The organism is Microcoleus sp. S1D4 (genome assembly GCF_036700765.1).
GTDB lineage: Bacteria > Cyanobacteriota > Cyanobacteriia > Cyanobacteriales > Microcoleaceae > Microcoleus.
In genome coordinates this window covers 21,717-35,483 of record NZ_JAUBPP010000002.1, presented here as the reverse complement: position 1 = coordinate 35,483, position 13,767 = coordinate 21,717, and the positions used below count along the sequence as shown (strand labels likewise).

The window sequence follows — 13,767 nt, the reverse complement described above, 5'->3', positions numbered from 1 at the left end:
CTAAGGGGAGGGTTAGGGCGGGTGCTAGATTTTTGCTAGTGAGATGCTCCCACTATAACTTAACTTCAAACTGCTTTCAAAATCTCGTCATCGACTGAAAAATCTATCTCAGCTTTGTCCCGCCCCGAAACTACATAATCATTCTGAAAAGAATCTTTTAATCCAGAAACTAAGTCAAATTCCGGCTGCCAGTTAAGATCGGTGACAGCTTTATTAACTGAAGCGAAAAAGTGCTGTAATCTCATCGGAAAAGCTTTCTTTTTGCCGAAGTCAAATTGTTTCGGATCGTAGTGTACAATCTTAATAGCATCAGGAGATTTGCCTGCCGCTTGAATGCAGGCGCGGGCTAAACCGTCAAAGGTGACAAATCGATCGCCCGAAACGTTGTAAATTTGCCCGATCGCCCTAGAGTTGCCCAAAACCGCCGCCATTGCTTTAGCCAAATCCTGACAGTGCCCCAACTGCGTGAAGTGCATTCCGTTACCGGGAATCGGAATCGGGCGATCGCGCGCAATGCGATCGAAAAACCAAGCCTCCAAATCGTTATAATTTTGAGGCCCATAAATGTAAGTCGGACGGATCGAAGTCCAAGGCAAACCGGACTCGGCCAAGTAATTTTCCGTTTCGCACTTACCCAAATGCCGGCTTTTGGGATCGGTAGCATCCCCTTCCACGTGAGGCATTTGATCAGACTTCAAATAAACCCCCGCAGAGCTCATGTAAACAAAGTGCTGCACCCGCCCTTTAAATATCTCAGCTAAAGGCTTTGTATCGCTCAGTTCCCGACCGTTGTTGTCAAAAACAGCGTCAAACTCCTCTGTAGATAACTTGTCTTTAAGTTGGTCAAGATTTGTGCGATCGCCCAAAATCTGTTGCACGCCCGCAACCGGCACAGGCTTATTGCCCCGGTTAAACAACACCACCTCATGCCCTTGTGCTGCTAAAATTTTAGTAAGATAAACCCCAATAAACCGAGTACCGCCCATCATCAAAATTCGCATTATTTCCGATGCTCCTTACAGTTAGTTCAAATATTTTACAATAAAATCAGTATCTTGCTTTACTAACAGTTCGCGATCGCATCAAAGCCAAAGAAACCCGGTTTTTCAACCGAAGATCCGGGCCGCCACCTCTATATTTTCCCGAAAAATCCGGTTGCTGCGCCTGCGACTAACTCCGATGGTGCGATCCCCCGAAATAAACATACTTTGAAACCCCCTAAAAAAGCCCTATGCAAATTCCCCGGCTGCACCCAGAAACCATCGAAGAAGTCAAACAAAGAGCCGACATAGTAGACGTTATTTCCGGTCGCGTCATCCTGCGGAAACGCGGCAAAGAATTCGTCGGATTATGTCCCTTTCACGACGAAAAATCTCCCAGTTTTACCGTCAACCAAGCCAAACAAATGTACTATTGTTTCGGCTGTGGCGCAGGAGGAAATGCCTTTAAATTTCTCATGGAATTAGAGAAAAGATCCTTCAGCGAAGTCGTATTAGAACTTGCTAAAAATTATCAAGTACCAGTCAAAACAGTCGAACCAGAACACCGACAAGAATTGCAGCGCCAAATTTCCCTGCGCGAACAACTCTATGAAATCTCAGCACTAACAGCCAACTTTTACGAACACGCCTTGCGACAAACCCAAGGAGAAGAACCTTTAGCATATCTCAAATCCGATCGCCAACTCAGTGAAGAAACTATCCAACAATTTCAACTAGGTTATGCGCCCCAAGGTTGGGAAGCACTTTACAGTTATTTAGTAGAACAAAAAAACTATCCAGCGCAATTAGTAGAACAAGCTGGATTAATTGTACCGCGCAAATCAGGCGGTAGCGGCTATTACGATCGCTTCCGCAACCGCATCATGATTCCCATTCGCGACACCCAAGGCAGAGTCATCGGTTTCGGCGGCAGAGCTCTGGGCGACGAACAACCAAAATACCTCAATTCTCCCGAAACAGAACTTTTCGACAAAGGCAAAACCTTATATGCTCTAGATACAGCCAAAACAGCCATTAGCAAAGCCGATCGCGCGATCGTCGTAGAAGGGTACTTTGATGCGATCGCACTGCACGCAGCAGGCATCTCCAACGCCGTAGCATCCCTCGGCACCGCCCTGAGTTTAAACCAAGTGCGGCAGTTATTGCGGTACACAGACTCCAAACAAATTATCCTCAACTTCGACGCAGACAAAGCAGGAAATCAAGCAGCAGCGCGCGCCATTGGAGAAATAGAAAAACTCGCCTATCAAGGAGAAGTACAACTGCGAGTGCTCAACATTCCCGACGGCAAAGATGCCGACGAATACCTCAAAACATACTCCCCGCAACAGTATCGAGAATTGCTTGAAAATGCACCATTATGGCTCGACTGGCAACTACAACAAATGCTAGTAGATCGAGACTTGAAACAAGCAGATACTTACCAGCAAATTACCTCAAAAATTATCAAATTACTAACCAATATTACCGACGACAATCAGCTAACGCATTATTTACAAAAAGGCGCGGAAATCCTCAGTAAAGGAGATTCTCGACTCACCAAAATGCTAACCGAAAACTTACTCAATCAAGTAGTAAGCGATTGGGCAAAGCGGCAAAATCAAGACGAATCTTTGACAATGCCTCTATTGATTAGAAACAAGCTGAGGCCGAACAAACAATATAAAAAGCAGCGCGCCACCGACCAAAACCAAAGCTCAAAACCAGGCTTTTCAGCAGCAGCCCGCAGTCTGTTAGAAGAAGCAGAAGCGCAATTATTGCAGATTTATTTGCACTGTCCCGAATACCGCCAAGAAGTCAGAGAAGCAATAGAAGCTAGAGACGTGCAGTTTAGTCTTTCTCACCACAGATTTTTGTGGCATCAGATTGTGAATACAGAAATATTGCACAAAGCTTATTTACAAATAGCGCCGTCTGAGTTAGTTTTGAAATTGCAAGATATTTTGATAGAATATCCCACTCAACTCGATCAAATCTCCCATTTATTTCACTTAAACGAGTTTTCCGAAAAAAATGTTTATCGCGCACCTTTAGTAATTAGATCGACCATAGCTTGTATCGAGCAAATTATCAGCATCAAGCGGCGGAAAATTGCACTAGATATGTGGAAAAAAACCGATGCTGCTATCGAATATTATCAACAACTCTGCGCCGAACAAGAATGGATAGAAGAATTAGAGAGGCTGCGTCAAGTTAATTTTTACGATTTAACCTCCGTACCTTGGGCTTGAGGTGAAGGACTAAAGTTCTGACTTCAGTCCTTTCTACCACAAACTTTTAGTAATCGCAAAACAGAGTTTCGCGAGTATCTCTACCCGTTACTGAATTAGTACCTTTTGCAACTTCACAAAGTTTTTTGATCGTATCGTCTCGCAGCAGTGTCTCAGTAAAATCAGCACCGTCAATAATCGCTCCTTCCAGTCTGGTATTGTAAGCAAAAGCACCCTCAAGGATAGCATTTGTTAAATTTGCGTTCATCATGCGAGCCAAATCCAAAGTTGCACCGCTAAAATTAGCACCTTCTAAATTTGCATCTTCCAGATTGGCGGCAAAAAAGCTCACGCCGCGCAAATCTGCGTTGGTAAAATTGCTGTTGCGAAGATTGGCTTTATTAAAACTGTCGTTAGTCAAAACTTGTCCAGCAAAATCAGCGCCAATGAGGATTTCTTTGTCACGATCCAAGGCGAAAGCAGGTGCGGGCGCGATCGCGATCGCCCCAGCAGCAATTACTGCTAAAATAACAAAACTCAGCAAGAAAGTATAAATATGTTGGCGAATTGTAGAAGTCATACAAGTTAAAGCGAATGGGCAGCGATGACAGTTCACAATTGAATTCTAGCAGAAAGCGCGCGCCTGCTGACCCCAATTCTTCCCAATCCCCCAACTATCGGGATCTGGGCACATTGGGAGAAAACTTAGTCGCCGAGTGGCTGCTGCAGCAAGGTTGGGAAATTTTGCACCGACAGTATCACTGTCGTTGGGGAGAGATTGACATCATCGCCCTTGGAAGAGATGAAGCCAGCTATCAAAACCGAGGCATTCCCCATCACCAATTCCCAACATTAGCATTTGTCGAGGTCAAAACTCGCCGCCGGGGAAATTGGGATCTCGGTGGAATGCTGGCTGTTAGTGCTGCAAAACAAGCCAAACTTTGGCAAACCGCCGAAATATTTTTAAGCACTCGTCCAGATTTAGCAAATAATTCTTGTCGCTTTGATGTCGCCCTCGTCAGGTGCGAACCTTCAGGGCAAAATATTAAGCAAAAATTACCACTATTAACCGCAGCAAATTCTAAATCCGCCCTTACAGGAAACTACCGGCTCACCCTACAAGAATACATTCGAGCGGCTTTTAGTAACTAGAAATATCCTTAAAAATTACATTACAATTGAAAATTAGCTTGTTACCATGCTCTGCCTGGTAACACAGATTCAGAGGCTATGCCTCTTTTTACCTCACCACTTATAGGACTGTAGGATATGTTTAAGTTATTCAATTTTAGTCACTTAAAAATTACCACTGAAAATTAAAAATTCAGGGCTGTTGGTAATTTTAAATTATTAACTTATCTCTATTTTCACGCATCTCGATTTCGATCTTTGATGGACATGGAAACAGGGTTAAATCTTTTCCCCATCTCCCCATCTCCTCCCCCCGGCTGTCTCGTCACGGTTATATCGATCGGCACAGAAGTCTAGGCGAGAGTCTCCGGGCAATATCCCAGACCCTTGACAAATTGCTGGCGAAACGCTTCAATTTCTTTACGGTCGGGGCTGCCGTGACAAACCACCGCCACCTGGTAGCGGCGCATCACGCCTAGTGGCGACTGTCCTGTTTCCAAACTCCACAGTGCCATTTGCAACCGAATTTCTGGATCGTAAGGAATCCCGAGTTCGTTCATAAAAGCCCGAAAATCCCCGTGCATTTGGGGAGTTAGATATTGGCTCATTTTTACCTTCACCACCCAGCCGTCAATTTGGTGAATAACAGTGATAAATTGCAAGGGAAGATGACTAGCCGCGCGCAGGTAATCCACCACTCTCAGAGTGAGGCTAGTATTGGCGATGTAGTAGAGGTATTCCATAACTATCCTTCGAGCAAAGCTGATGCTACACCTCTATCCTCGCGGGCTTTACCCGCGACCACAAGGGGAAAAGCACCCGACTTTGGATGGGGGTTTTTACCCAATTTGTTACCCAGTTGACAGATCGATCGTACAGGAATTTACCCGATGACAGAGATTGACTGGTCTTTGGACGGCTACGACTACGAACTTCCGCCCGAGTACATTGCCCAAAATCCCGCAGTACCGAGGGATAGTTCTCGCTTGCTGGCTGTAGATTCTCCCAGCAGCCACCAACACCGGATTTTCCGGGATTTGCCCGACTTGTTGGAACCGGGAGACTTGCTGGTACTCAATAACACCCGCGTGTTGCCGGCAAGGCTCTACGGGCACAAACCCAACGGCCCGGCTGTGGAGATATTGTTGATGGAAGAACGGCAGCACAACTGCTGGCTGGCTTTGGTTAAACCGGGGAAACGCTTAAAGTTGGGAGCAAAAATTGAGTTCGATCCGCATTGTAATGACTCCGCAGCAGCAGGCCCTTGTTGTTGCCTTCCCCACGGGGATGACCTCGCGAGGCGATTGACTGCGACAGTTATAGAGAGGGACGAGGCAACCGGGGGACGGCTGTTGGAGTTTGACATCCCCACAGATGCGACTCTGGCGAAGTTTTTTGACGAATACGGCTACGTACCCCTGCCGCCCTACATCGACAACTCCCAAGCTGCGCCGGAACAGTATCAGACTGTGTATGCCGATCGGCCGGGGGCAGTGGCAGCCCCCACAGCCGGCTTGCACTTCACCGAAGAATTGTTTGGCCGCTTGCAGCAGCGGGGCATCGAAAAAACTTTTGTTACCCTCCACGTCGGGGTAGGGACATTTCGCCCGGTGGAGGTGGAAGACGTGACGACTCACCAAATGCACAACGAATGGGTGGAAGTATCCGCCGCTACTGTGGAGAAAATCCGCGAAACTAAAGCTAGAGGCGGGCGGATTTTTGCCGTAGGTACAACAGCAGTGCGAGCTTTAGAGGGAGCGGTTGCCGCGAGCGGCGATTTTTCGTTGCAGCCTTTTTGCGGCCCGACAAGTCTGTTTATTTATCCGGGCTACAAGTGGCGGGTTGTAGACGGGATAATTACTAATTTTCACTTGCCGCGCTCTACTTTGATGATGATGGTAAGCGCGATGATTGGAAGGCCTCGGCTGTTGGATTTGTACCTAAGAGCGATCGAGCATCGGTACCGCTTTTATTCCTTTGGCGATGCCATGCTGATCTTACCGGCTGCAAAGAAGGATTAACTGATATCTGACCGAAGAAATGAGTCTCAAGCCCCGTCCTTCTAGGACGGCTTGTGCTTTCGATGTGAGTCGTCTAAACAACCCGCCCAACTTTGCAGTCTATATTGCTTAGTCTTAAGCAAGAAACCGAGCCTGAAGCAGATGTAAGGCAATGGCAGAGTCAAACCTTGAATGCACTGATACACGAATTAAATTGCCACAGAAGTTGATTTGAGTCGGCATGGGGCATCGGCACGACTCTAACCGGGGAGCTTATGTCAGACTACTGCGGTAGCACATCGCTGTGAACCGTCAAAAATCACCACTCCTTCAAGATGGTGAGTATGTCAAACCATTCTCAACTTTTCCTTGAGGGGCGGGCCATCCGCGGCTGCCCCACAACCCAATTTATGTGTTGTGGGACAGCCATCGGGCCTGTTAACCGAGAATGATGCAAAATATCAGAAATGCCAGTTGTTAATTTTTAGTCGCTTTACTCTTCCTCCTCCTCTTCATTGCCGGGATACACGAAGCTGTTGGAACGTCCAGTCAGAACCGATTTGCCTAGGGACAGAGCTTTCTGAGCTGCCACAGTAGCTTTGCGCTTCCATGTGGCCTTACGCATATTCTTTTTGGATTTGGAGGTTTTCTTCTTAGGGACTGCCATGACGCTAAATACTTTGAGATTGTATAGACAAACAAACATTCTAGCCGATTTTGCCTTGCTCGCTTGCTCGACTCTGTAACAACAAATGTTTCATTAGTAGGGTGCGTCAGCCGCTAGCTTCTCCAACAACACGCCAAATCCCCCGGCTGGCGCACTCGCAGCGGCCAAATTCCCGTAGGGTGGGTCAGCCGTTAGCTTCTCTAACAACACGCCAAATCCCCCTGCTGACGCACCCTACATTTAAATCTCCGCTTGTTTGCTGCTTAGAGTTCGTGAAAGTGGTAGAGCACGACGCCAGTTACTGGGTCGTTCTCAATGCTGACATAACCGGTTTTGAGCATGGCGGTGAAAGCTTCTTCCACTTCGACAAAAGTAGCGCCGGTTGCCATCACGCCTTGGGTAACAGATAATCTGCCGTTCCTGCTATAAGCAGCCCTCAGCAGTTTAATCCCTAACTGTTCGGAGGTTTGCTTGGTGTATGTCGAGGCGATCGCCCCGCTGGTGGAAGATAGCGGTATACCTTGGGGAGATACGCCGAGTTTGCCCCTGAGACTGGCATTGTGTTCGTCCACCATGTTCGGTAGCAGCAACAAGTCAAACAATTGCCCGAACCCAAACAAGCCAAAGGTACACAGCCACAGCAAACCCGTGCCAATCTTGCCGTTGTAGAGACGGTGGAGTCCGAAGGGGCCGAAAAAACAAGCAGCCCATAACAGGTAACTAACACCTAAATTGCTCATTTTATGACCGTCCTGTCTGGTTATTCTAATAATTGGAGTCCCTTTATACATTTTGTACTTTCTATCTGGTGTTTGAACAGTTTGACACCAGCAGATATTTGTGCATTGTCCGAAGTTATGGGTTATTTACTACCAATTCCCCATGCTCCATGCCCCATGCTCCATGCCCCATGCTCCATGCCCATAAGTAATTGTGCGTAGCAATTCTTAACGCCAACAACATATTTTCGGGGTCGAGAACTTGGTACACTGGAGGGCGTGGAAATTACACCAGCTTTGAGTTGGATTCCACGCGGTTCGGGCTACCGGTGCTGGCCAAACTAACCGAGAGCGATCGACCTCACCCGCCCGACACCCGAAACAAGCAAGTTGTTATAAGCAAAAAATCCAATAAACATATGGTAGATTCTCTCAAAAAACCCGCTTTTGCTCAACAGCAAGAAGGGAAAACCCCAGCCAAAGAAACTATTCTCACGCCGAGATTTTACACAACAGACTTTGACGAGATGGCCAAAATGGACATCTCGGTAAATGAAGCCGAACTCGAAGCAATTATCAAAGAGTTCCGCGTTGACTACAACAAAACCCACTTCGTGCGGGATGCCGAGTTCGATCAATCTTGGGAACACATCGACGGCGAAAAGCGCAAGTTGTTCATTGAATTCCTCGAACGCTCTTGCACCGCTGAGTTTTCTGGCTTCTTGCTCTACAAAGAATTAGCACGCAAGCTCAAAGACAAAAATCCGGTACTCGCCGAAGGTTTCTTGCTGATGTCCCGCGATGAAGCGCGGCACGCCGGATTCTTGAATAAAGCGCTGTCGGACTTTGGTTTGTCCCTAGATTTGGGTTTCTTGACAAAGAGCCGCAGTTACACATTCTTTAAGCCGAAGTTTATTTTCTACGCCACTTACTTATCCGAAAAAATCGGTTATTGGCGCTACATCACGATTTACCAGCACTTGAAAGCGCATCCTGAAGACCAGATTTATCCAATTTTCCGATTCTTTGAAAATTGGTGCCAGGATGAAAACCGCCACGGAGATTTCTTCGATGCGGTGATGAGAGCTCAGCCTCAAATGTTGAACGATTGGCGCGCTAAGCTGTGGTGCCGTTTCTTCTTGCTGTCGGTATTCGCGACAATGTATCTCAATGATATCCAGCGCGGTGGTTTTTATCGATCGCTCGGTCTAGATGCTCGCGAATACGACATCGAAGTGATCAAAAAAACCAACGAAACAGCAGGCCGTGTATTCCCCGTCATGCTAGACGTGAACAATCCTGAGTTTTACGAACGGTTGGATGTTTGTCTCCAAAACAATCAGCAGTTGACCGCAATTGTTGCTTCTGAAACTCCAAAATTCTTGCAATTCTTCCAAAAATTACCTCTGTATTTGTCGAACGGCTGGCAGTTGTTGAAGCTGTATTTGATGAAGACGATCGAATCGCCTTCTGTTCAAGGTGCAGTGCGTTAAGTTTTGATTTTTCATCCTCTATTACGGCGGTTCTGCAGGAAGCGGAGCCGCTTTTTTTTGGTATGATGTGAAATTAGTTTAAATGGGCGATCGCATTTCAAATTCAATTCAGAAACTTGATGAAGCAGTTAATTGTGAGATGAAAAGTGAGTAATACGAGTACCGCAAGACGCACCTATTTTGAACTAGAAGATATTCAAAGGCAATGAAGAGAATGGCAGTAGAAACGTAAAAAAATATTTTTAGCAACTTGGTAATTTTTACGCTATTCTCAATTCTTAACTCAGTATTTTAAAATTAAGGTTCTCAAATCTACGATATTCCGGTGCACTTTATGAAACTCCACAAAAAACAATTCAACAGATCTACTTGGATTTTTTACTTAGGAATGTTCGCCGTATTCCTCATGTCCTTAACTCTCCGATTTTGGCAATTAGAGCGATTTAACACTCTAGTATTTGACGAGGTTTATTACGCCAAATTTGCCAACGATTATCTCACCCGAACTTCTTTTTTCAACGCTCACCCGCCCCTGAGCCAGTATATAATTGCGATCGGAATTGCGATCGGCACTCACCTACCCTTCGGAAAAACCGCCGTCAACGGCCTAACAGGCTCAATGCTTTCCCCTTGGGATTACCGCTGGCTAAATGCTCTCACAGGTTCCTTTATTCCCCTAGTTGTCGGAGCCCTCGGCTATCAGCTCCTTCGCCGCCGCACCTTTGCTTTTCTTGCTGCTTTATTTGTCGCCTGCGATGGTTTATTTTTAGTTGAATCTCGCTACGCACTCAATAACATTTATCTAGTTTTATTCGGAATACTTGGTCAATTATTTCTGCTCAAAACCGTAGAAGCTGAAGGCAAAAAGCGCTTGCTTTGGCTAGTATTAGCTGGGATAGGATTCGGTGCATCTGCCGCTGTCAAATGGAACGGATTGTGGTTCTTGTTTGGGGCTTATCTCATTTTGATCTGCGCTTGGGCCGTGCGTTTAATTCAGGGAAACAGAGGAAATGAAGAACCAATTCGCGATATAAATTCCGCTCTGCTTCCGCCCGAAAGTCCAGTACAAAAATTGACTGAGCTAACTTTTGTGGAAGTATGCTGGAGTCTAGCTGTAATTCCTATTTTAGTTTACAGCATCTGCTGGATTCCTCACCTGCATCTCAATCCAACTCCCAATTTCTGGCAGATGCAAACGGAAATTTTAACTTATCACGAACGCATTAAAAGTGGCCCTAGCGTGCATCCTTACTGTTCGACGTGGTACAGTTGGCCTTTGATGCTCCGCCCCATAGTTTACTTCTACAAAACTGCTAGCAACAATGCACAACCAGATCCGGTTTTGCCACCTTTACCCAGCGGTGCAACTGAGACGATTTTTGACGTTCACGCGATGGGAAATCCTTTCCTTTGGTGGTTTTCCACTTTAGCTTTAATATTAGTAGCAGGAGTTTTAATTCACCGGATTGTGGTGTGGTTCCAAACGCGCCAAGTGGCTTCTGTTGACAGCCTCGAACAGCAGCCGATTTTGTTTCCGCCGACTGCCCAAATGTGGATGGTGTTATATTTGATAGTTAATTGGGCTGCTAATTTGCTGCCTTGGATGAAGGTGAGTCGCTGCGTATTTTTGTATCATTATATGGGCTGTTCTGTGTTTGGAGCCTTAACACTTGCTTGGTGGGTTGACAGGTGGCTGCACAGCCCTCAAACTCGACTCCGAGGGATGGGGGTAACAATTGTTTTTCTGGTTTTGGCTGCTTTTATTTTCTGGATGCCTATCTATTTGGGACTGCCTTTGTCGCAAATGGAATGGAAAATTAGAATGTGGCTGCCGTCTTGGGTTTAATAGGATTTACCCACAGATTCTACTTTGTAGGGTGCGCAGTGCGCACCTTACGATTTTCATAGAGTAGATTACTTAGCGATGAGATAAGATAGCATTATTTTTGATACAGTGCTCGATAAACTGGTTCGCCTCGTTTTTGAGTAGCAATTTCTCTTTCCGTAGCAACGGGTAGGGGATTTTCTGCTAGCCATTCCCCGCCATTTTGACGCTGAAAACTGGGATGAGATGAAAAGCGATCGCACATTTCGACTTCTACTTCCTCAATATCCGATTGAATAAACACTTCACCGCCAACAGCCAGATAAGTAGCCAACTCGCTGACTAATTCCTGCTGTACTACCCGCCGTTTGTGGTGCTTTTTCTTGAACCACGGATCGGGAAATTGAATGCTGACTCGCTGCAAAATACCAGCGGGTAAAGTTTCTAAAATTGGCTTCAGGGAACTATTCGCATTGCAAAATAAATAGTGCAAATTTGTCAAGCCTTTTTCATCGCGCCACAGATTCGCCTCATCTACCAGAGGTTCCCGAATTTCTAATCCGAGAAAATTCCAATCTGTTTGGATTTGCGCCATATGCCACAAAAACCTTCCTCTACCGCAGCCGATATCTAGATGCAGCGGTAAATTTAAGTCCGCATAGATTTTAGTCCAGTCCGGCGCAGTGGCGGATGTTCGATATCTCATGGATAGGGGATTTACGTGTTCCCGAACTCTAACTCTTCCCAATTTTGATGTCTCCTGAATGTAGTTTTTAACCGTTGATGAAGGCAGATAAATATTGATTTTTGCGATCTTGTCTAATACTTTTTAATTAATGAGCGATTAAAAATTGCAGAGGGACTATTTTTAATTGCTCATTATTGCATTAGGCTTCTGGTTCAATCCCTACTGCTCTTAATTGTGCGGCTAGTCTTTCCGATCGCTGCCTTTTCCTTTCTACCATCTCTGCTCCCCACAATAGCATCTCTCCGCTTTCATCCCACCAGCGCAACCAATATCCGGTTCTTTCGGCTTTTGTCCCGTACCAAGCGCCCAGAAATAACCCAACTCCTGCAATCCAATAACGATTGTTTGTATCCGGCTGCTGTACTTCATATCTTCCCGATGAATTCAGCCGATACACTTCTAACAATCCTGCCGCAGGTTCAAAAATAGCATAGATTGGTACTCGAAGTATTTGCTCGTAAAAAAACCATTTTCCGGGGGGTAAAGTTGGTTTACTTGAATATTCGTCGTAGTGATTAGCTGATAAAAACTCTAGGACGATATCGGGTATTTCTCCTTCTAAGTTTGGGGTGTAACTGCGACGAATTCCTGGAGCCACCAACGGCTGGACGTTGCGGGCATAAAACCAATCTGGGGCTTTGATAACTAGCTTGCCGTTTAATGTAGCGCAAACACCCATATTTGAGGCAATTAAGATATGTTCTAAAATTAATCCCGCGATTTCTAGGATTTCGCGCAAGGCTGCGGCGAGTAGCGGTTGGTCGATATTTCCCACAGGTTCCTCGTCTAAAATGAAATCGTCTGGCAATTTTTCCCAGGTAATTTTTAAGTCGGCTGTACTGACTGTCACGGTATTTTACCTCTTGCTAAGACTGCATGAGCGCGGTTTGCAATACTTCTTTATGAAAGAGCGATCGCCCTACAATAAATTTTATCCTTTCTGGCGATAGTGCGTCGCCGCTGGCGTAGTGTTCGATCCAGATTTTGCTGATTAAATAGGGATCTTCTGGCAATTCTGATAATACATATCCCGGCATTTCTAACTCATCCATCAATTGAGTTACTTTGGGATCGTAGCTGAGGGCAAAACAGCGGCATTCTTCCGATGCTGCCATAATTAAACTGTGGTAGCGCATCCCGATCGCCATTTCGACTCCCCGGAATAGTCCTTTCAATTTTCTCGGATCGTCTAAACTAAGTATCTCACTTCGTTTCGGCAGAGCTTCGTGCAAATGCTTGGCAATTTCTAAGTCGCGAGATGCTTGAAAAGGTAGCAGTAAAATTAAGGTTCTAGTTGCTTTTTGAAAGTCAACTAAAGCTTTAGTTAATATTGACAAACGGGCGGGAGTTAATGTAGGATGGGAACGCAAACAAACTGCAACTCTGGGCGCTGGTAAATTCCACAAACCGGATACGGGGGAATTTTCTAAAGCCCACACGGGATCGGGCGCTAAAGTAAAGGGAATTTGCCAGTCAGCAAGTAAAGTAGCTGAGCCTTTATCCCGCACGCTGACGGCGGTGCATCCAGCAAAACACCGCTGAGATAATTTGCGGGTAATCTCTCGATTTAAAGGCCCAATTCCCTGGGCCCAGGCAACAGTTTTTAAGCCCATTTGTTGCGCTAGTCCCATTAAACCCCCATAATAGAAAGGGCTGAAAATGCTGGTAGCGTCTTGGATCAAACTGCCGCCTCCCCAGATTAGCGCGTCGGAGGTGCGGAGTGCTTCGAGAACTTGAAACGCATTCATCCGATCGCGCGCAGCTACCCCGTACCGCTGATTTGTCTCGACAGGATTGCCAGACAGGACGATCGGCGTCACGCCATCTGGTAACATTTGCAGTAGCGATGCCAACAGCGCCTCGTCGCCACCGTTGCCTTTACCGTAATAGCCGCACAAAATTGCTCGCATTTCTACTCTTGATTTATAATGGGGAATCTAAGTATTACAATATCTAATTTTTGCGGTCGATCC

General features: G+C 46.0%; 13 protein-coding genes. 5 read left to right on the top strand and 8 right to left on the bottom strand.

Features of this window, described 5'->3' with window-relative positions; all coding sequences use genetic code 11:
- Positions 1–65: 65 nt before the first annotated feature.
- Positions 66–1,001, bottom strand: coding sequence for an NAD-dependent epimerase/dehydratase family protein (locus tag QT998_RS02580; protein WP_333117620.1), 936 nt, complete (start codon positions 999–1,001; stop codon positions 66–68).
- A 230-nt stretch (positions 1,002–1,231) separates the two neighbouring features.
- On the opposite strand from QT998_RS02580, the gene dnaG reads away from it, so the two are divergent.
- Positions 1,232–3,232, top strand: coding sequence for a DNA primase (gene dnaG / locus QT998_RS02575; RefSeq protein ID WP_194066857.1), 2,001 nt, complete (start codon positions 1,232–1,234; stop codon positions 3,230–3,232).
- A 46-nt stretch (positions 3,233–3,278) separates the two neighbouring features.
- On the opposite strand, the gene QT998_RS02570 is transcribed toward dnaG, so the two are convergent.
- Positions 3,279–3,791 (bottom strand): pentapeptide repeat-containing protein, encoded by a 513-nt coding sequence (locus tag QT998_RS02570; RefSeq protein ID WP_194066856.1) that lies wholly within the window; start codon positions 3,789–3,791, stop codon positions 3,279–3,281.
- 38 nt (positions 3,792–3,829) lie between these two features.
- Here QT998_RS02570 and QT998_RS02565 point away from each other — a divergent pair, with 38 nt between their 5' ends.
- The gene (locus QT998_RS02565; protein ID WP_442921932.1) at positions 3,830–4,363 is read left to right on the top strand and encodes a YraN family protein; all 534 of its coding nucleotides are present in this window, start codon (positions 3,830–3,832) and stop codon (positions 4,361–4,363) included.
- A 332-nt stretch (positions 4,364–4,695) separates the two neighbouring features.
- On the opposite strand, the gene QT998_RS02560 is transcribed toward QT998_RS02565, so the two are convergent.
- The gene (locus QT998_RS02560) at positions 4,696–5,085 is read right to left on the bottom strand and encodes a hypothetical protein (protein WP_194012871.1); all 390 of its coding nucleotides are present in this window, start codon (positions 5,083–5,085) and stop codon (positions 4,696–4,698) included.
- 147 nt (positions 5,086–5,232) lie between these two features.
- On the opposite strand from QT998_RS02560, the gene queA reads away from it, so the two are divergent.
- Positions 5,233–6,363 carry a tRNA preQ1(34) S-adenosylmethionine ribosyltransferase-isomerase QueA gene (queA, locus tag QT998_RS02555; RefSeq protein WP_333117623.1) on the top strand — a complete coding sequence of 377 codons (1,131 nt, stop codon included), beginning with the start codon at positions 5,233–5,235 and terminating at the stop codon, positions 6,361–6,363.
- Between the two features lie 472 nt (positions 6,364–6,835).
- On the opposite strand, the gene rpmF is transcribed toward queA, so the two are convergent.
- Both rpmF and QT998_RS02545 read right to left on the bottom strand, forming a co-directional pair.
- Positions 6,836–7,009 carry a 50S ribosomal protein L32 gene (rpmF, locus tag QT998_RS02550; protein WP_194011875.1) on the bottom strand — a complete coding sequence of 58 codons (174 nt, stop codon included), beginning with the start codon at positions 7,007–7,009 and terminating at the stop codon, positions 6,836–6,838.
- A 263-nt stretch (positions 7,010–7,272) separates the two neighbouring features.
- The gene (locus tag QT998_RS02545; RefSeq protein WP_333090509.1) at positions 7,273–7,749 is read right to left on the bottom strand and encodes a TM2 domain-containing protein; all 477 of its coding nucleotides are present in this window, start codon (positions 7,747–7,749) and stop codon (positions 7,273–7,275) included.
- A gap of 398 nt (positions 7,750–8,147) precedes the next feature.
- Here QT998_RS02545 and acsF point away from each other — a divergent pair, with 398 nt between their 5' ends.
- Together acsF and QT998_RS02535 are read left to right on the top strand one after the other, a co-directional pair.
- On the top strand, positions 8,148–9,221 hold the full coding sequence (acsF, locus tag QT998_RS02540; RefSeq protein WP_333090510.1) for a magnesium-protoporphyrin IX monomethyl ester (oxidative) cyclase: 1,074 nt from the start codon (positions 8,148–8,150) through the stop codon (positions 9,219–9,221).
- A gap of 334 nt (positions 9,222–9,555) precedes the next feature.
- Positions 9,556–11,067, top strand: coding sequence for a dolichyl-phosphate-mannose--protein mannosyltransferase (locus QT998_RS02535; protein ID WP_333090512.1), 1,512 nt, complete (start codon positions 9,556–9,558; stop codon positions 11,065–11,067).
- Between the two features lie 94 nt (positions 11,068–11,161).
- On the opposite strand, the gene trmB is transcribed toward QT998_RS02535, so the two are convergent.
- The 3 genes from trmB to csaB all read right to left on the bottom strand — a co-directional run bounded on the left by trmB (position 11,162) and on the right by csaB (position 13,704).
- A complete protein-coding gene (gene trmB / locus QT998_RS02530; RefSeq protein WP_333090513.1) occupies positions 11,162–11,794 on the bottom strand; it encodes a tRNA (guanosine(46)-N7)-methyltransferase TrmB in 633 nt (210 codons plus the stop codon).
- A 139-nt stretch (positions 11,795–11,933) separates the two neighbouring features.
- Positions 11,934–12,644 (bottom strand): Uma2 family endonuclease, encoded by a 711-nt coding sequence (locus tag QT998_RS02525; RefSeq protein WP_333117625.1) that lies wholly within the window; start codon positions 12,642–12,644, stop codon positions 11,934–11,936.
- A gap of 16 nt (positions 12,645–12,660) precedes the next feature.
- Positions 12,661–13,704, bottom strand: coding sequence for a polysaccharide pyruvyl transferase CsaB (gene csaB / locus QT998_RS02520; protein ID WP_333117627.1), 1,044 nt, complete (start codon positions 13,702–13,704; stop codon positions 12,661–12,663).
- Between the last annotated feature and the right edge of the window lie 63 nt (positions 13,705–13,767).